Here is a 19,020-nt window from a genome sequence, read left to right as displayed (position 1 = left end):
AGGTGTTCGACAATCCGCAGCTGTTGTCGCGCTCGTCCGGCTTTCACCGCAATTGGTTCAAGCACCACGCTGTTGTAGGAGCGACCTTGGTCGCGAAGCCGTCCCCTTGCCCCATCCGTATTCCTGCCTAACCCCTGCCTACCCGCATCCCGTACCACCGCCCCACAAAAATGCGTCACCGTTCGTAATGGTCTGTCCTTGGTGTCCCTGTCGTTCTGTTTTGGTGAGTGAGCAATGAATTCCCAGTCCAACCTGTCGCCGGCGTCGCCGGGTGCTTCCTTGTTTGCCGAGACGCTGGCCGAGCAGCGTGCGCAGCAGTTCCGCATGCGGCGCTTGCAGGTGCATAACTGGGGCACGTTCAACGGGTTGACCGAGGTGCCGATCGCCGAGAAGGGTTTTCTGTTCGTCGGGCGCTCGGGTTCGGGCAAATCCACCTTGCTGGATGCGATGTCGGCATTGCTGACGCCACCGAGCATCGTGGATTTCAACGCGGCCGCGCGTGAAGCCGAGCGCAGTGGGCGCGACCGCAGCCTGGTGTCGTACGTGCGCGGTGCGTGGGCCGATCAGCAGGACAGCGCCTCCGGCGAGATCGCCACCCAGTACCTGCGCAAGGGCGCGACCTGGACGGCGCTGGTGCTGGAATACCGCAACGCGCAGGGCGAGGCGGTGAGCCTGATTCGGCTGTTCTGGATCGCCGGTAGCGGCAATGCCGCGGCCGATGTGCGCCGCCACTACATGGTGGCCCCGCGCAGCTTCGATGTGGCCAGCGAACTGGATGGCTTCGACCTGGACCTGCGCAAGCTCAAGGCGCGCCTTGGCGAGGACGTGGCGCATTTCGACGGCTTTGCCGGCTATGCCGAACGCTTCCGGCATGCGCTGGGTATCAGCAACGAGATGGCGCTGCGTCTGCTGCACAAGACCCAGTCGGCCAAGAATCTGGGCGATCTCAATGCCTTCCTGCGCGGGTTCATGCTGGATGAGCCGCGCACCTTCGAAGCCGCCGACCGACTGGTGGAGGACTTCGCCGAGCTCGATGGCGCGCACCACGCCGTGGTCACCGCGCGGCGCCAGGTGGAAACGCTCAGCCCGGCACGCGCGCACCATGCCGCGCTGATGGACCTGCGCCGCAGCGTCGGTGAGCTGCGTGAGCTGCAGCTGGGCGTGGACAGTTACCGCGAGCAGCAACGCGTCGCCTTGCTGCAGGCGCGCCTGCTGGAACTGGACAGCCAGGACCGCGGCCTGGCCGGCGAAGAAGGCCAGCGCCGCGAATCGCTGGACAACCACGAGCAGAAACTGGCCGGGCTGGAACGCGAGCAACGCGCCGCCGGTGGCGAGCAGATCGAAGAACTCGAACGCGAGCGTGTGCGGGTGGAGCGCGAGCGCGACGAGCGCCTGCGCCGCCGCGCGCAGATCGAACAGGCCTGCCGCCAGCTCGGTACTGCGCTGGCAGCCGGCGCCAGCGGCTTTGCCGCGCAGGTGGCGCACGCCCAGAGCGTGCTCGATGGCGGCAAACAGCACGCCAGCGCGCTGGACGAGGCCATTGCCGAGCGCATGGGCGAGCGCCGCGACGACGAGCGTCGCTTTGCGGACATCCGTAGCGAACTCGATGCGCTGAAGAAGGCGCCGTCCAGCCTGCCCGCACCGATGCAGGCACTGCGCGCGCGCTTGTGCGAAGACACCGGCATCGCCGAATCCGCGCTGCCCTTCGTCGGCGAGCTGCTGCAGGTGCGCGCCGACCAGGTGGCCTGGCGCGGCGCGATCGAACGCGTGCTGCACGGGTTTGCGCAGTCGTTGCTGGTGGACGAGCGGCATTACGCGCAGGTCAGCGAATGGGTCAACCGCACCCACATCGGCACGCGCCTGGTGTACTTCCGCGTGCGTCGCAACGACGAACTGCATTCGCGGCGGGTCGATCCTGATGCGCTGCCTGGCAAGCTGCAACTGCGCGAGCACGCTTTCACCGACTGGCTGCGCAACGAGCTGACTCGCCGCTTCGATTACGCCTGTGTGGACAACGCCGCCGCGCTGCGCAATGCCGACCGCGCCATCACCCGCGAAGGGCAGGTCAAGCATCCCGGCGATCGCTATGAAAAGGACGACCGCCACGCCGTCAACGACCGCAAGCGCTGGCTGCTGGGGCACGACAACCGCGACAAGCTCAAGGTGTTCGAACGCGAAGCGCAGGCGCTCGCGCAGCGCATCGCCAGCTGCGAAGCCGACGTGGCCGCGCTGCGCAAGCAACGCGAGCAGGACCAGGAAAAACAGCTGGCCGCGCACACGCTGGTGGAGCGCGACTGGGACGAGATCGACGTCGGCCCCAAGCTGCAACGCCTGACCGATATCGACGAACAACTGCAGCAACTGCGCGAAGGCGACAGCGGCCTGCGTGCCTTGGGCCAGGCCATCGAGACTGCGCGTACCCTGCGCGATCAGGCCAAGCGCACCTTCGAGGACGTGCGCCTGGAACGCGCACAGCTGGCGCGCGAGCGCGTCCGCCTGGAGCAGCAGCAGGCCGGCGGCGCAGGCCGTGCCGGCACCGCCGCGCTCACTCCCACTCAGTTGCAGGGCCTGCACGAACGCCTGGCCGCGCTGGCACCGCTGTCGCTGGACAATCTGGAAGCGCACTTTCGCGTGGTCGAACGCGGCCTGGCCGAGCAGCTGGCCGAAAGCCAGGGCCGCGACAGCCGGCTCAGCGCGCAATTGCTCGAATGCTTCCGCCGCTACTGCCAGCAGTGGCCCGAAGACAGCGGCGACTTCACCGTGAGCCTGTCCAGCGCCGACGATTTCCTTGCGCGCCTGGACCGGTTGGAAAGCGACGGCCTGCCGCGTCACGAGCACCGCTTCTTCGATTTGCTGCAGACCCAGAGCAAGAACAACCTGCTCGCCCTGCAGCGCCACACCGCCGAAGCCCACAAGGGCATCAAGCAGCGCATGGACGAAGTCAACGCCAGCCTGGAGCAGGTGCCGTTCAACCGCGACACCATCCTGACCATCGAGGTCAGCGACCGCCGCCTGGCCGAGGTGCAGGAATTTCAGCAGCAGCTGCGCGCCGTGCTATCGCATCAGCAGACCGAAGACCGTGCGCTGGCCGAGGCGCAGTTCGCCACCTTGCGCACCTTGGTGGCGCGTCTGGGCGCGCAGGAGCCGGAGGCGCGACGCTGGCGCGAACAGGTGCTGGATGTGCGCCTGCATGTGGAATTCATCGGCGTGGAGCTGGACGCGCAGAGCCGTGCGCAGGTGGAGATCTATCGCAGCGGCGCCGGCAAGTCCGGCGGCCAGCGGCAGAAACTGGCGACTACCTGCCTGGCGGCAGCGTTGCGCTATCAACTCGGTGGCGAAGATGGCGAACTGCCGCGCTATTGCGCGGTGGTGCTGGACGAAGCCTTCGACAAGGCCGACAACGAATTCACCGCGCTGGCGATGAACATCTTCGAAAACTTCGGCTTCCAGATGGTGGTGGCCACGCCGTTGAAATCGGTGATGACGCTGGAGCCGTTTATCGGTGGCGCATGCTTTGTGGAAATCAGTGGCCGCCACAACTCCGGCGTGTTGCTGATCGAGTACGACGAACAGGCGCAGCGGCTGAAATTGCCCGAGCGCTCGCGTGGCGAGGAACCCGCGGCCTCGCAGGCCGAGCCGCCAGCCACGGCGGCGCAGCAACGCCACGTAGCGGCGGTGAGCGATGCACCGTCAGACCGCGAGGCAGACGAGCAGGCGACAGCGGGCGCGGCGATCGCTGCACCAACTGAAGCCGTAGTCGCGGCAGCGACGCGTCGTGGCAAGGGCAAGCCGGCCACTGCAGCGACTTCTTCCGCGCCGGTGTCTGCACCCCGCAGCACGCGTGCGGCAGGCCCAACGCGCACGGCAGCCACGGCAGACGGCGCTGCATCAGCCAAGCGCACATCGGCGGTGTCGGGCGCACGCCGCACCCAGGCTGCAACGCCGGGCAAGTTGCCCAAGGCCGCTGCAAAACCCGCTGCCAAGCCGGCGCTCAAGCGCCCAGCTGCCGCTGCCAAGCCTGCCGCCAAGTCGACATCTGCTGCTGCAGCTACAGCTCGCACCGTCAAACCGACGTCCAGCCCCACGCGTGCCGCCAAGGCGCCAGCAGGCGCAGCCAAGGTCGCCTCATCGCGGCGCACGTCAGGCAAGCAGGCCGCAACGCCAGCGTCAGCGGCATCCACCAAGGCGCGGCCCGCACCGGCGCGTGGTGCGGCATCGAAGGCACGCAGCAAACGCTGAGTGCCCGGCGCGGCTGTGCCGAGGGAGCCGCCGTCCGACGCGGCGTCACGGCTCGCTACCGCCGCCGCAGACATGCGACACGGCGCTGGCGGCGACGAGCGACACGCTGCGCGGCGTAAGTCTGCTCAGGTATCGCCAGCGTCGGTAGACGGCAGCCGACACGTCGACTGCGTCGTTCTCTCAAGCGATGACGTCGCCCGAGCGCTGCGACACATGCGCAAGGCTCCGCCTGCACACACGTCATTGAAAAAGAGGCACCGTTGCGAACGTAGATGTCGGCGCTTTTGTCCGGCGTGCAAACACCGAAGGTGCACCTCGCTCAAATGACGGTAACCGGCAAGGCAAACCGCACAGCGCGCTGTACCTGCCGCCAGCTGGACCAAAAAATCCGTGTCTGCCCAGGCCAACGCGCAGCCTTCTGCGTCGCAACGCCCGAGTGCGCGGCCCAGCTGCGCGCCAGCATGCAGCCGTTTGCATGGTCAAACGAGCGGCGGACAACCGACCACCCAGCGCAGGCACACTCCACATTTGCAGATAAGAATCGTTATCATCTCAGATCCTGATGTGTTCGCAACCGCGCACATCGCTCCCGCCGAAGATGTCGATGACCCCACGCCCCCTGCCGCGCCCGTTGTTGTTGGTGTCCCTGTTTGCCGCATTGCCGGCCGCCGCGCAGGAGGCCAGCCTGCTCGATGCCATCGTGGTGAGCGAGCGACGCGCCTTGTACCGCCCGGAAAAAGCCGCCGGCGCCACCCGCACGCAGACGCCGGTGGAGCGCATCCCGCAGGCGATCCAGGTGGTGCCGCGTTCGGTGATCGACGAGCAGCAACTCACCCGGTTGGTCGATGTGGTGGCCAATGTGTCCAACGTGCAACCGGGCGGCACCCAGGGTAATCGCTCGGAAACCTTCGTCATTCGCGGCTTCGAAGCGTCGTCGTATGCGGTCGACGGCATCCTGCTCAACCCGGCGCAGAACTTCACCGAGACCGTGCGCGACCTGGCCAATGTCGCCCAGGTGGAAGTGCTCAAAGGGCCTGCGGCGGTGTTGTACGGGCGCGGCGAGCCCGGCGGGGTGATCAATCTGGTCACGCTGCGGCCGGACGACACGTTTAGCGGCAACGCGTCGCTGCAGGTGGCCGAACATGGCCTGCGCCGCGTGCAGTCCAGTATCACCGGCCCGCTGAGTCCCACGCTGTCTGCCCGCGTCAGCGCCGCCGCGCAGCAGACCGGCAGCTTCCGCGCTGCGCAGGCCGATGGTGACCGCGTCTTCGTCTCGCCCTCGCTGGCATGGCGGCCCACTGCGCAGCTGCGTGCCGATCTGGATCTGGACTACACCCGCCAGACCAGCCCGGGCGATCGCGGTCTGGTCGTCATCGACGGGGTGGTGCGTGGTCCGGCAGAGCGCAGTTTCGGTGAGCCGTGGTCGCGCAATCGCGGCACCTCGCGCACTGCACGCGGCCGTATTGAATATGACGCGAATGAGTGGCTGACGCTGCGTCAGATCCTCAATCACCAGGACGGTGACAGCGGCCGCGACGTGGCCGACTTCACCGGCTTCAGCGCCGACCGTGCGTTTCTGCAGCGCCGCGCCGTGCGTCAGGAGCAGCAGGTACGCGCCACCACCTCGCAGACCGAAGCGTTGGCCCGTTTCGATACCGGCCCGCTACGCCATCAGGTGCTGACCGGCGCCGAATACGTCGATGCGCATCGCCAGACAGATGAAGCCCGCGCGCCGTTGGCCCGCATCAGCGTGAGCAACCCCGTGCAGGGCGCACTACCGGGCCGCTACGTGCCGGCGCGGCAGATCGAGGTCGATGCGCGCTACGCCGCGTTGTACGTGCAGGACCAGATCAGCATCGGGCAGCGCTGGGACGTGCTGGCCGGCGTGCGTTGGGACGACGTGCAGCAGACCACCGCCGACAACGGCGCGCGTACCCGCGAAGACGGCCGACGCGCCTCGCCGCGTGTGGGTGTGGTGTGGAAGGCCGCGCCGCAGCTGTCGCTGTATGCGAATACGTCGACGTCGTTTCGCCCGCGCAGCGCCACGCTGTTTGCCGGCGGCAGCGCACCGCCGGAGACCGGCCGCCAGTACGAGATCGGCCTGAAAAGCGCACTGCTGGACAACCGCGTACTTGCCACTGCTGCGGCGTTCCAGATCACCAAGGACAACGTCGCCACCAGCGATCCGGACAACAGCGGCTTTGTGCTGGTCACCGGCCAGCAGCGCGTGCGCGGCGTCGAGCTGGACATCACCGGCGAGCTCACCCAACACTGGCGGATGATTCTCGGCGCGGGGTATCTGGATGCGCAGGTCACCCGCGACAGCGTGATTCCGGTCGGTAATCGCCTGCGCGGTGTGCCGCGTGTCAGCGCCAGTCTGTGGAGCACTTACCACGTGGCCACCGGTCCGTTGTACGGCCTGACCCTGGGCGCCGGTGCGGTGCATGTCGGCGAGCGCGAGGGCGACTTGAACAACAGCTATCGCATTGCCGGCTATACGCGGTTCGATGCCTCGGTGGCGTACCGTTTCGGCGGCCGTTATCAACTGGCGCTGATGCTGCGCAATGTCGCCAACCGTTTCTATATCGAGCAACCGGTGACGCAGACAACCAACTACCCGGGTGCACCGCGCACGCTGTCGGCAACGTTGAGCATGGAGTTTTAGAAAGGCGAGGACATCTGCAGCGTGATCAGTGCAGCAGGTCCCAGCCCATCTTGCCGATCAGCACCACCACCAGCACCAGGAATAACTTGCGGATCAACGGCGTGCCACCGCGCAATGCCATCCGCGTGCCGGCCACCGCGCCGGCCACGTTTGCCACCGCCATCGGAATGCCCAGCGCCAGCATCACCTGGCCGCTGGGCAGAAAGAACGACAGCGCTGCCAGGTTGGTGGCCAGGTTCACTACCTTGGCCGCCGCCGAGGCGCGCAGAAAATCCAGCCCGAAAAAGCGAATGAACAAGAAGATCAAAAAGCTCCCCGTGCCCGGACCGAAGAACCCGTCGTAAAACCCGATCGCCGCGCCCATCGCCAAGGCGGTGATCAACTCGCGTCGACCGATCTCGCGCGGCCGATGCAGCGCGCCGAAATCCTTCTTGATCAGCGTGTAGATCAACATCGCGATCAGCAACAGCAAAATCAGCGGCCGCACCGCCTGCTTGGGCAACAGGCTGACTGCCGTCGCGCCCAGAAACGAAAACGTAAACGCCGCGGCAGTGGCATACAGCACCGGCCGCCACGGGAAGCGCACCGTGCGCGCATACCGCCACGCCGACGCCCCGGTGCCGAACATCGCGCTGAACTTGTTGGTGCCCAAGATCAGCGACGGCGCCTGCTGCGGCAAGGTCGCAAACAATCCCGGCAACTGGATCAACCCGCCGCCGCCCACCGCGGCATCCACCAGCCCGGCAACGAACGCAATGCACAGCAGCCACGGCAACTCGGTGGGAATCAGTTCCAGCACAACGGCGCTCCGCACGACGGGGGCGACAGCATAGCGAGTGCACTGACGGCACGCGCCGCAGTGACAGCTAACGGAACGGCGGCAGGCGTAGCAGCGTCGGGAGTAGCAGGATCAGGCGTAGTAGCGATAGCAGCAGGTCGCGTGAGCCGATGCCTGACCCCCCACGTCACCCACGTACATACCCAATCGATAACGTGCAGCATCCAGAGCACGGAATCCAAAGCCCCTCTCCCCCGCGGGGCGAAAGGGCGCGGCTTGCGCAGCATGAACACGCGCTTCTTGGAGTGCCCTCGCAGCAAGCGCTGGCCGCGGAGCGGGGGAGGGGACGGAAGCAAGTCCTGCTGCAGTCCAATGGCAGCATCGCGATCCATCACGTCCACCTCCCAGCCACACCCGCGAATTGCGACGCAACGTGCGGCACGAAAACGCAGGAAGTAAGCAGGAATCTTCAATGCAGACCACCCAACATCGCAGAACATCCACCTAGCAGTTGTCCACCAACCCCACAGACTGCTCATGACATATGGACGCTCGCTGCCTGCTGATCACCGAATCCCGAATCCCGAATCCCGAATCAAGCACAATCCCCCCATGGCGAACTCTGCATCCACCGATCCCTGTCCCTGCGGCCGCCCCGCCGACTACGCGCGCTGCTGCGGGCTCTACCACGCCGGTGCCGCCGCGCCGGATGCCGAAACCTTGATGCGCTCGCGCTACAGCGCTTATGTGCGCCGCGATGTCGACTACCTGTTGGCCAGCTGGCACCCGTCCACGCGCCCGGCCGAACTGTCGCTGGACGAAGGCGGCCGCACCACCTGGCTCGGCCTGACCATCCAGCGCGCAAGCGTCACCGGCGAGGACACCGCCGAGGTGGTGTTTCTGGCCCGCTATCGCATCGGCGGTGGCAGCGCGGTGCGCATGACCGAACACAGCCGCTTCGTCCGCGAAGATGGCCGCTGGCATTACCTCGACGCCCGCTGAGTGCCGCCAGCGGTGCTAGAGATTGCACAACGTGCTGGCCGTTTCCGTTGCCAGCAGTGGCTGATCGTCCAACTGTGCGGAAGACCGCGCGTACATCCGTGTTTCGACGCCTGCCCTCGCCAAGTGCAGCCAGCGGCGCTGCACTTAACGCAACGTGCTGGCCAGCCCGTCGAGCAACTGTGGTTGATCAACCCACCGTGCGAACGACCACACACGCATCCGTGCTCCGACACTTGTCGCAATGACAGAGCAAAGGGCGACGTAAGAAACGTGCGGCCGCTTCAATCGACCACCGCAAGCGCAACCGCGCGCAACCAGGTCTCACACAGAGACAATTCAAACCATTCTCCCATCGGGAGAAGGTGCCCAACGGGCGGATGAGGGTGCGTCCTCTGGCGCACTCGCTCCTCGACCCAGGCCGATCCCCCAAATCCCTCATAGGGGAAGACCACCCTCAACGCCCCTGCCGCCCTTCGTATTTGATGTCTTCCAACCAGCCAGCCGCCGCCCCCAACCAGCACCATCGGGAATGCAGCGCGGTAGATAACCTTCAGCGAGCCATCGTTCCGTAAGGGGACCGCACGCTCAGAACCGAAGCGGACGCCTGATCCATGCTATTACCGAGCACCATCCGCGCCCGCCTGGTAGCTGCGCAGCCGTGATTGGTATGCGCCATGCCATGCAGCACCTCCACCATCGCCGCCTCACCCGACCAACGGCGCCCATCGCGCCACTTTGTCGACACAGCGTTCGCAGCCGATCCGGGAAGCTTGCCGCGCGGCGAAGCTCGCCGCGGGGGGCGGACAGCGATCATGGCAACCTTCAACTTCTGGCAATGGGCGCTGACGGCCTTGGTGGTCTTTGCAATCGTGTTGCCGGCGTTGCTGGCCATGTGCATGGTCCGTTTTGGGCCTCGCCACGATGCGCCGCGCCGCGCACGCCTGCGCCGCGTTGTCGAGACCGGCGCCTCCACGCCAGCGTTGTCGCTGCTGAGCGGCATCACCGGCGACGGCAGCTGACGCGTCAACGCTGACGCCCGCGTTACCCCAGCTGCAATCGCAAGCCGGCCGGCGCAAGCACACTCCTGATTCAAGCGGTTGACTGGTGAACAACTCGATGCCGAGTGTGTGCCGTTCAAGGACGGCAGCAGACACCGGGCGCCAGCCCCGCAACCCCTGAGCCAACGCACCGCCCACACATCCATCGCACCCGCACCGCCGCGCGCGGCAACCACCGCGTCACGCCGCCGCCGCTTGCACGCCTCGACCCAGCCAGGTTGGCTATCCTTCCGGACCGATTCGCGACTGGAGCGCTTTACCGCATGACGTCCGTCCACCCGCCGGCCACCGCGCCATGACGCCGACCCGGCGCGCCTTGCCGCTGTTGATGGTCTTGCTGCCGTTGGTCGCCTGCGCCGACCCTGCCTTCGACCGTTGCCTGGCCGGGTTGCAGACCCAGGCCGCCGCCAAGGGCGTGGACGCCGCCAGTTTCCAGCGTTTTACCGCCGGGTTGGCGCCCGATCCCAGCGTGTTGCCGCTGTTGGACGCGCAACCGGAGTTCACCACGCCCATCTGGGACTACCTCGCCAGCCTGGTCGACAGCCAGCGCGTCACCGACGGCCAGGCCATGCTGGTCACCCACCACGACTTGCTCACCCGCCTGTCCGAGCAGACCGGCGTCGACCCGGCCACCATCGTGGCGGTCTGGGGCGTGGAGAGCGACTACGGCCGCGTCACCGGCAAGCGCCCGCTGCTGGTTTCGCTGGCCACGCTGTCGTGCGCAGGCCGCCGCCAGCCGTTCTTTCGCGGCGAATTCCTCGCGTTGCTCAGCCTGTTGCAGCAGGGCGATCTGTCGCCGGATGGCTTGACCGGCTCGTGGGCCGGCGCGTTCGGGCAGACCCAGTTCATGCCCTCGACCTATGCACGGATTGCGGTGGACGGCGACGGCGACGGCCGCCGCAATCTGGTCGCCAGCATTCCCGATGCGCTGGCCTCCACCGCCAACTATCTGGTCAAGGCCGGCTGGGAACGCGCCCGCCCCTGGGGGATGGAAGTCACCCTGCCGCGCGGTTTCGATGTCAGCAAGGCCGGCCGCACCCGCCGCCAACCCTTGCAGGCCTGGCAGGCTGCCGGCCTGCTCGGCACCAACGGCAAGCCGCTGGCCCCGACCGGCCTACCCGGCGAGACGCCGGCCGCGCTGCTGCTACCGGCTGGTGCCACCGGCCCGGCCTTCCTGGTGTTCCGCAACTACGACGCGATCTACGCCTATAACGCTGCCGAAAGCTACGCGCTGTCGATCGCGCTGCTGGCCGACCGCCTGCGCGGCGGCCCCGGCCTGGTTGCCGCCTGGCCCACCGACGACCCCGGCCTGGGCCGTCCGGAACGCCGCGACCTGCAACAGTTGCTGCTCGCCCGCGGCTACCAGATCGGCGAGGCCGACGGCATGGTCGGCAGCGCCACCCGCCGCGCCATCCAGGTCGAGCAGACCCGGCTGGGCCTGCAGCCCGCCGACGGCCGCCCCGGCCAGCGCATCCTCACCGCTTTGCGTGCCGCGCCGCCGCTCACCGGCATGGCCGCCGTGCGCGGCACCGCTTTCAAGCTGCCGGCCGCGTACCCCGCATTCGCCCAATCTCCCATCGTCCACAAGGCATCCCCCATGTCCGACACCACCGGCCTCACCACAGGCGACTTCCATGGCTTCCCCTCGCTGCTGATCGACACCCCGTTCTCCACTGCCGCCATCAGCCTGTTCGGCGGCCAGTTGCTGTCGTTCGTGCCCAAGGGCGGCCAGGACGTGATGTGGCTGTCGCCGCTCGCCAAACAGCCGCCCACCCCGATCCGCGGCGGCGCGCCGGTGTGCTGGCCGTACTTCGGCCGCCAGGACCAGACCGGCGAGGTGCCCGCGCACGGGTTCGTGCGCACCGTGCCGTGGCAACTCACCGAGAGCCACCGCGAAGACGACGGCACCGTGGTGCTCACGCTCACCCCGCCGGCCTTCGACGATCTGGCGCTGCGCCTGCGCATGACCCTGCGCATCGGCCGCACTCTCGAACAACGCCTGATCACCGAAAACACCAGCGGCGCCCCGGTGCGCTTCACCCAGGCGCTACACAACTACTTCCGCGTCGGCGACGCGCTCAAGGTCAGCGTGCAGGGCCTGGATGGCCTGGACTATCTCGATAAATACGAGAACTACGCCACTGCGCATCGCCAGCAAGGCGACTGGAGCCTGCGCGACCCGCGCGATCCCGGCCGCAGCGACCGCATCTACACCAACGCCGGCGGCCGCTACACCCTCACCGACCCGGTGCTCGGCCGCCGCATCGTCATCGCCACACAGGGCAGCCGCTCGCTGGTGGCCTGGAACCCGGGCGAGCAAGCCGGCAAGAAAATGGCCGACGTGGGCGAAGGCTGGCGCGACTACGTCTGCCTGGAGGCGGCCAACGCCGGCCCGGACGTCATCGAACTGGCCCCCGGCGCCAGCCACACCCTGACCCAGACCATCAGCGTCGAATAACCTGGTGGCCTGCGCCGCAGCCGGTGTGGCGCGGGTCCACCCAGCCGGCCGCGCACATTGTCTGTGGGTGGCCGTGGGCGAGGGCTGGCGCAGTTGCTCGTCAACGGATGCTGAGCGTTGATGTGGCCTCCATTCGATCCGGCTGAGCGTGGCGACGGCGTGCGCGCTGTCTGATCGCCGCGCAGTTCCTTTGATTGGAGCCTGCATGAAGGATGCAGCGGCCGAAGGGCAGGAGCATCAGGCGGAACGGGTTGGAGACGCACTGCAGCCGAATTACACGCAGCCGCCGCACCCTCACCCCAACCCCTCTCCCGCCGGGAGAGGGGCTTGAGCATGGCGCCATTTCTCCATGCGCAGGCAGACGAGAGACCTCCAAGCCGCATCGCACGACCCACTCCCTTCTCCCACCGGGAGAAGGTGCCCGCAGGGCGGATGAGGGTACGGTGTCAGCAAGAACTCCAGCCGGGACCCACCCGCACCTCAACTTCTCCATGCACAGGCAGACGAGAGACATCCAAGCCGCATCGCACGACCCACCCCCTTCTCCCATCGGGAGAAGGTGCCCGCAGGGCGGATGAGGGTACGGTTTCAGCAAGGACTCTAACCGGACCCACCCGCACCAACGTCTCCAAGCGCAGGCAGACGAGAGACATCCAAGCCGCATCGCGCGACCCATCCCTTCTCCCACCGGGAGAAGGTGCCCGAAGGGCGGATGAGGGTACGGTTCCAGCAGGGGCTCCAGCCGGGACCCACCCCGCACCTCTATTTTTCCAAGCGCAGGCAGACGGGAGACCTCCAAGCCGCATCGCACGACCCATCCCTTCTCCCACCGGGAGAAGGTGCCCGCAGGGCGGATGAGGGTGCGGTGTCAGCAAGAACTCCCAGCCCAACGCACCCGCACGTCCAGTGCTGCTCCTAGCTAAAAAATCAGCTGACATCGCCCTTCAGGCACCAAGTCGCTCAGCCCGATTCGCACAAGCCCCACCAAACCCAAGCGATCTCCACAGAGCGATTGCACCAATCTCCTGCGGCCGGGCCCAATCCAGCCGCTCGCACCGCTCCTAAGCCTCGTCCCCCACGCCTGGTCACCCACCCAGAGCCGATCCGAGCCAATCCGCAGCTACACTTCCCGCCTCGCCATCCTGGGCCGCGCGATGTCTCTCTCCGCCGATTCCGCTCCAGCCCCGGGGCGCCGCCGCGCCGCGTTGATCTTCATCTTCATCACCGTGCTGATCGACGTGCTGTCCTTCGGCGTGATCATCCCGGTGCTGCCGGATCTGGTGCGGCATTTCACCGGTGGCGATTACGTGGTGGCCGCCGGCTGGATCGGCTGGTTCGGCTTCCTGTTCGCCTCCATCCAGTTCGTCTGCTCGCCGCTGCAGGGCGCCTTGTCCGACCGCTTCGGCCGTCGCCCGGTCATCCTGCTGTCGTGCCTGGGCCTGGGGTTGGATTTCATCCTGATGGCCATCGCCCACAGCTTGCCGATGCTGCTGTTGGCACGGGTGATCTCGGGCATCTGCTCGGCCAGTTTTTCCACGGCCAATGCCTACATCGCCGACGTCACACCCGCCGACAAACGCGCCGGCGCGTTCGGCATGCTCGGCGCCGCGTTCGGCATTGGCTTTGTCGCCGGCCCGTTGATTGGCGGTTGGCTGGGTGGCATCGGCTTGCGCTGGCCGTTCTGGTTTGCCGCAGGCCTGGCGCTGTTGAACGTGCTGTACGGCTGGTTCGTGCTGCCCGAATCGCTGCCGCCCGAGCGCCGCACCGCACGCCTGGAGTGGTCGCATGCCAACCCGCTGGGTGCACTCAAGTTGCTACGCCGCTACCCGCAGGTGTTCGGCCTGGCCTCGGTGGTGTTTCTGGCCAACCTGGCGCATTACGTCTATCCCAGCATCTTCGTGCTGTTCGCTGGTTACCAGTACCACTGGGGCCCGCGCGAAGTGAGCTGGGTGCTGGCCGGGGTCGGGGTGTGCAGCATCATCGTCAACGCGCTGCTGGTCGGCCGGATCGTGCGCTGGCTGGGCGAACGTCGCGCCTTGTTGCTGGGCCTGGGCTGCGGGGTGGTGGGCTTCGTCATCTACGGGTTGGCCGACAGTGGCGCCGCCTTCCTGATCGGCGTGCCGATCAGCGCCTTCTGGGCGATCGCTGCGCCAGCCGCGCAAGCCTTGATCACCCGCGAAGTCGGCGCCGATGCGCAGGGTCGCGTGCAGGGCGCACTGACCGGATTGATCAGCCTGGCCGGTATCGCCGGGCCGTTGTTGTTCGCCAACGTGTTTGCCTGGTTCATCGGCAGTGGTGCGCCACTGCATCTGCCCGGCGCGCCGTGGTTGCTGGCCGGTGTGCTACTCGCCGCCGGGTGGGTGATGGCATGGAAGCGCGCAGGGCGGGGCGGTGGCATCGCTCCGGCAGCGCAGGGCTGATGCCAACGTATTCATCCAGCACTCGCGTCCGCTTTATCTGATTTGCGCAGGCGCTGCTAGGCTGGTGCACTCCGTGCCGCGGCACCGCCTCGATTGCTTATGTGTCCTGACACCCTGGCTGTTCCGCCATCGGCCGCGCACGTGCTGCGGCACGCCACCCAGGACACCCATCGCCTGGTTGAAGCGGTGCCGTTGATGCAGGCCCTGGGGCAGGGACAGGTCGATCGCGCCAGCTATGCGCAGATCCTGCGTCGCCACCACGCCTTGCTGGCCGGCTTCGAAACGCATCTGGGCGATTGGCTCAGCACCCTGGTCGGCAACGGCTGGCACTATCGCCGCCGCGTGCCGGCCTTGCGTGCCGACCTGCGGGCGCTCGATCAACCACTGGATCTGCCGATCGCACTGCCCGCTGCGCGCACCGATGCCACGCGCTGGGGCATGTTGTATGTGGTCGAAGGCTCGCAGCTTGGCGGCCGGGTCATTGCGCGCGGTCTACGCAAGCACCAGCCCGGCCTGGCCGATGCGCTGCAGTATTTCGAACTGGCCGACGAAGACCCCGCCGGTTGGCGCCGCTTCCAGGCGGTCCTCGATCAGCGCCTGGATTCCCCCCACACGCAGGCTGCCGCCATCGCTGGTGCGCAAGCCATGTTTGCCCACTTCCACACTTGCCTCGCTGCGGAGCCGTGCCCGTGAATCAGCCCACCGAACCCCTGGATATGGATGTTTGCGCGCGCGAGCCGATCCACATCCCCGGCTTGATCCAGCCTTATGGCGTGTTGCTGGTGATCGAACCGGCCGACGGCCGCATCGTGCAGGCCAGCACCACCGCAGCCGACCTGCTCGGCGTGCCGATGGACGCCTTGCTCGGCATGCCTTACGCCCAGGTGCTGGAGCTGCCCGACGCGCAGCCCTTCGCAGTGGACGATCAACCGCAACACCTGTTGCATGCGGAGGTGCGCTTCCCCAGGCGCGCTGCGCCCACCGACCACCCCTGGGTGGCCGCCTGGCATCTGTATCCCGAGCAGTGGCTGATCGAAATCGAGCCGCGCGACGCGCGCCTGATCGACGTCACCCTGCGCGAAGCGCTGCCGCTGTTGCGCAGCATCGAGCGCGATCCCGGCATCGCCGAAGCCGCGGTGCGGGCGGCCAAGGGCCTGCGCAGCATGATCGGCTTCGACCGGGTGATGATTTACCGCTTCGACGAAGAGTGGAACGGCGACGTGATCGCCGAGGCACGCCAACCCGACCTGGAGGCCTACCTCGGCCTGCATTACCCGGCCACCGATATCCCCGCCCAAGCGCGCGCGCTGTACCTGCGCAACCGTGTCCGCCAGATCGCCGATGTCGGCTACCGGCCATCGCCGATCGAGCCCACCCTGCATCCGCGCCTGGGCACCCCGGTGGATCTGAGCGACGTCAGCCTGCGTAGCGTCTCGCCGGTGCATCTGGAATATCTGGCCAACATGGGCGTGACCGCCACCCTGGTCTCCTCGATCGTGGTCAACGACGTGCTGTGGGGGCTGATCGCGTGCCATCACTACAGCCCGCATTTCACCAGTCACGCCATGCGCGATGCCACCGATGCGGTCACCCGCGCGCTAGCCGGACGCATCGGCGCCTTGCAGGCGGTGTCGCGCGCGCATCTGGAATCGGTACTGCTCACCGTGCGCGAAAAGTTGATCACCGACTTCAACGCCGCCGACCACATGACCGTGGAGCTGCTCGCTGACATGGCGCCGGATCTGATGGACGTGGTGGATGCCGACGGAGTGGCGATCTTCCACGGCAACGAGATCAGCCGCCACGGCAGCACGCCCGATGCCGCCGCGCTCCGGCGTATCCGCAACCACATCGAATCCGAGCACCACGAGGCGCTGCGCGAGGACGCCGTCGGCGCCTTGCATGTGGATGCCATCGGCGAGGTGTTCCCGGAGCTGGCCGATCTCGCGCCACTGGCGGCTGGTTTCATCTTTGTGCCGCTGATGCCGCAATCGCGCAGCGCGCTGCTATGGACACGCCGCGAACAGGTGCAGCAGGTCAAATGGGCCGGCAATCCGCAGTTGGCCAAGTTGCCGGATATCCCCAACTCACGACTGTCGCCCCGCAAGAGCTTCGATCTCTGGCAGGAAACCGTGAGCGGCCGCGCGCGCCGCTGGTCGCCGCTGCACCTGGAGTCGGCACGCAGCCTGCGCGTGTTGATCGAACTGATGGAGCGCAAGCGCTTCCAGCAGGATTTCACTTTGCTGGAAGCCTCGCTGTCGCGTCTGCGCGACGGCGTGGCCATTATCGAGCGGGGCGCCGCCGCCGCCGCGCACCGGCTGATCTTCGCCAACCCCGCATTCGCCGACCTCAGCCAGGCCGAGGTTGCCGAGCTGATCGGTTGCGACATTCTGACCCTGGTGGCCGACGATGCCGCCAGGTCCAAGGTCGAACTGCTCGAGGACGCCCTGCGCCTGGGCCGCGCCGCCTACGTCACCCTGCCGCTGCGCGCCCACGATGGCTCGCCCATCTATCGCCAATTCCATCTCGAACCGCTGCCCAGCCCCAGCGGCGTCATCGCCCACTGGCTGCTGCAGCTGCGCGATCCGGAATAAGTGCCGCCCGACGCATTGACGTCGAGTGGCGGTTGCAGGCGGCCGCTGCTGTCGCATCCATCGCGTCGGGCAGCATCACCAGCGGCCCGGGCAACGATGCGCCCCTTCAGCGTCTTGAGTCACTGCGTATCGATCAGTGGTGGTGCCGCTCAAAGCCTGAGGGAACACACCAAAGGACATCGAGCCCCGGCAGCGCTGCCAGCGCTGAGGTGCAATCGCCGCGTCAAGCGCGCGGCCGCAACAGCAACAGGGTGACGGTCCCGGCCACCAGCCCCCAGAACGACGCACCGATCCCGCCCAAGGTCAGCCCGGAGGCCGTCACCAGGAAGGTGACCAATGCCGCCTCGCGTTCGCTGTCTTCGCGCAAGGCTGCCGCCAGGCTGTTGCCGATGGTGCCCAGCAGCGCGATCCCGGCAATCGCCATCACCAGCTCGCGCGGGAACGCCGCAAAGACCGCCGCCACGGTCGCCCCGAACAAGCCGATCACCATGTACAGCACGCCCGCGCTCACCGCGGCGGCATAGCGCCGGGCAGGGTCCTCATGCGCCTCGCGGCCCATGCAGATCGCCGCGGTGATCGCGGCCAGGTTCAAGGCGTAGCCGCCGAACGGCGCCAGCAACGTATTGACCACACCGATCCAGCCGATCGTCGGCGAGATCGGCACTTGGTAGCCGGACGCGCGGATCACCGCCACGCCGGGCACGTTCTGCGAGGCCATCGTCACTACGAACAATGGAATCGCCAGCCCGACCACCGCCGCCCACGACAGCGACGGCACCACCAGCACCGGATAGGCCAGCTCCAGCTGCACGCTATTCCAGTGCATCAGCCCACCGCCCGCCGCAATCGCAATGCCTACCAGTAAGGTCGCAATCACCGCATAGCGCGCAAACCAGCGCCGGCCAACCAGATAGGTCGCCAGCATCGCGATTGCCAGGACCCGCTGGCTCTGCATCGCCACGAACAGATCCAGTCCAAAGCGCAGCAGCACCCCGGCCAACATGCCGGACGCCAGGGACACCGGCATGCGCTTGATCGCCCGCTCGAACAACCCGGAGAACCCGGCCACCAGTCCAAGCACCGCCGCAACCACAAATGCACCGACCGCCTCACGCAAGGGAACCCCTGCGGCGCTGCCGATCAGCATCGCCGCACCCGGCGTCGACCAGGCCGTCACCACCGGCACGCGGTAGCGCAGCGACAACCCGATGCACGTCACGCCCATGCCAATGCCCAGCGCCCACATCCACGATGCGATCTGCGCCTGGTCCGCGCCCAGATGTCGCGCCGCCTCGAAGACGATCACCGCAGAACTGGCAAATCCCACCAGCACAGTGACAAAGCCTGCGGCAATCGCTGACAGGGATAGATCGCGGAACAGGTTGCGGGCTGGCGGCATCGTATGGCTCCTCCGGGCCCTGCATTCTTACCGAGCCGACCAGTCAGCGGTACCGAAGCGTGGAGCGCACCTCTCTATATAGAGGCGACCATAGAGCGCGCTGGTGTTCTTGCCGTGTTGGAGCCTGCCCAAGAAATTCGGCGCTTTGTCATGCCCGTGTCAAAAAGTGCTTGCACTTCTGCACAGGCTCGATAAACTGCGCGACCTCGCTCAGGACGGCGGCGCTTCTTCAAGCACCGCAACAACGAACGGGGCGAATCAGAAACACCGAAAGGTGTTGACGAAACGGAAAAGCCGGCTATGATGGGCGGCTCGCTACACGGAAAGACGCTACGGCGGATTGAAGTGCAGCGGCGGCAACTTCCTCTTCACGAGGGGTTGACGGAGATGAAAAGCCTGCTAATATG

Annotated in this window: 10 protein-coding genes; 8 read left to right on the top strand and 2 right to left on the bottom strand. The window is 67.0% G+C overall.

The window, feature by feature from the left end; genetic code table 11:
• The first annotated feature begins 234 nt into the window (after nucleotides 1–234).
• Both ASF90_RS15885 and ASF90_RS15880 read left to right on the top strand, forming a co-directional pair.
• Nucleotides 235–4,239, top strand: a complete 4,005-nt coding sequence (locus tag ASF90_RS15885; protein ID WP_055852365.1) for an SbcC/MukB-like Walker B domain-containing protein — start codon at nucleotides 235–237, stop codon at nucleotides 4,237–4,239.
• Nucleotides 4,240–4,843: 604 nt separating this feature from the next.
• The gene (locus tag ASF90_RS15880) at nucleotides 4,844–6,904 is read left to right on the top strand and encodes a TonB-dependent siderophore receptor (protein WP_055852939.1); all 2,061 of its coding nucleotides are present in this window, start codon (nucleotides 4,844–4,846) and stop codon (nucleotides 6,902–6,904) included.
• 25 nt (nucleotides 6,905–6,929) lie between these two features.
• Here ASF90_RS15880 and ASF90_RS15875 read toward each other — a convergent pair whose 3' ends face one another.
• Nucleotides 6,930–7,703, bottom strand: coding sequence for a TSUP family transporter (locus ASF90_RS15875; RefSeq protein ID WP_193552549.1), 774 nt, complete (start codon nucleotides 7,701–7,703; stop codon nucleotides 6,930–6,932).
• 591 nt (nucleotides 7,704–8,294) lie between these two features.
• On the opposite strand from ASF90_RS15875, the gene ASF90_RS15870 reads away from it, so the two are divergent.
• The 6 genes from ASF90_RS15870 to bphP all read left to right on the top strand — a co-directional run bounded on the left by ASF90_RS15870 (nucleotide 8,295) and on the right by bphP (nucleotide 17,214).
• Nucleotides 8,295–8,684 carry a YchJ family protein gene (locus ASF90_RS15870; protein WP_055852359.1) on the top strand — a complete coding sequence of 130 codons (390 nt, stop codon included), beginning with the start codon at nucleotides 8,295–8,297 and terminating at the stop codon, nucleotides 8,682–8,684.
• A gap of 812 nt (nucleotides 8,685–9,496) precedes the next feature.
• A complete protein-coding gene (locus tag ASF90_RS15865; RefSeq protein ID WP_055852355.1) occupies nucleotides 9,497–9,703 on the top strand; it encodes a hypothetical protein in 207 nt (68 codons plus the stop codon).
• A 334-nt stretch (nucleotides 9,704–10,037) separates the two neighbouring features.
• Complete coding sequence (locus ASF90_RS15860) at nucleotides 10,038–12,200, top strand: lytic murein transglycosylase (protein ID WP_055852352.1); 2,163 nt, start codon at nucleotides 10,038–10,040, stop codon at nucleotides 12,198–12,200.
• Between the two features lie 1,154 nt (nucleotides 12,201–13,354).
• A complete protein-coding gene (locus ASF90_RS15855; protein ID WP_055852348.1) occupies nucleotides 13,355–14,620 on the top strand; it encodes a TCR/Tet family MFS transporter in 1,266 nt (421 codons plus the stop codon).
• A 99-nt stretch (nucleotides 14,621–14,719) separates the two neighbouring features.
• The gene (locus tag ASF90_RS15850; protein ID WP_055852343.1) at nucleotides 14,720–15,313 is read left to right on the top strand and encodes a biliverdin-producing heme oxygenase; all 594 of its coding nucleotides are present in this window, start codon (nucleotides 14,720–14,722) and stop codon (nucleotides 15,311–15,313) included.
• Nucleotides 15,310–17,214, top strand: coding sequence for a bacteriophytochrome BphP (gene bphP, locus ASF90_RS15845; RefSeq protein ID WP_055852340.1), 1,905 nt, complete (start codon nucleotides 15,310–15,312; stop codon nucleotides 17,212–17,214). Before ASF90_RS15850 ends, bphP begins: the two co-directional genes overlap by 4 nt.
• 223 nt (nucleotides 17,215–17,437) lie before the next feature.
• Here bphP and ASF90_RS15840 read toward each other — a convergent pair whose 3' ends face one another.
• A complete protein-coding gene (locus tag ASF90_RS15840) occupies nucleotides 17,438–18,613 on the bottom strand; it encodes a benzoate/H(+) symporter BenE family transporter (RefSeq protein ID WP_055852337.1) in 1,176 nt (391 codons plus the stop codon).
• Nucleotides 18,614–19,020: the final 407 nt, after the last annotated feature.

Source organism: Xanthomonas sp. Leaf148 (genome assembly GCF_001423585.1).
In the GTDB taxonomy this organism is placed as follows: Bacteria; Pseudomonadota; Gammaproteobacteria; order Xanthomonadales; family Xanthomonadaceae; genus Xanthomonas.
The sequence above is the reverse complement of the archived record's forward strand: the minus strand, read 5'-3'. Positions and strand labels throughout refer to the sequence as shown.

Coding starts and splice junctions, on each gene's coding strand:
- ASF90_RS15885 (WP_055852365.1), top strand. CDS start 235: ATGAATTCCCAGTCCAACCTGTCGCCGGCGTCGCCGGGTGCTTCCTTG.
- ASF90_RS15870 (WP_055852359.1), top strand. CDS start 8,295: ATGGCGAACTCTGCATCCACCGATCCCTGTCCCTGCGGCCGCCCCGCC.
- ASF90_RS15860 (WP_055852352.1), top strand. CDS start 10,038: ATGACGCCGACCCGGCGCGCCTTGCCGCTGTTGATGGTCTTGCTGCCG.
- ASF90_RS15850 (WP_055852343.1), top strand. CDS start 14,720: ATGTGTCCTGACACCCTGGCTGTTCCGCCATCGGCCGCGCACGTGCTG.
- ASF90_RS15865 (WP_055852355.1), top strand. CDS start 9,497: ATGGCAACCTTCAACTTCTGGCAATGGGCGCTGACGGCCTTGGTGGTC.
- ASF90_RS15840 (WP_055852337.1), bottom strand. CDS start 18,613: ATGCCGCCAGCCCGCAACCTGTTCCGCGATCTATCCCTGTCAGCGATT.
- ASF90_RS15880 (WP_055852939.1), top strand. CDS start 4,844: ATGACCCCACGCCCCCTGCCGCGCCCGTTGTTGTTGGTGTCCCTGTTT.
- ASF90_RS15855 (WP_055852348.1), top strand. CDS start 13,355: ATGTCTCTCTCCGCCGATTCCGCTCCAGCCCCGGGGCGCCGCCGCGCC.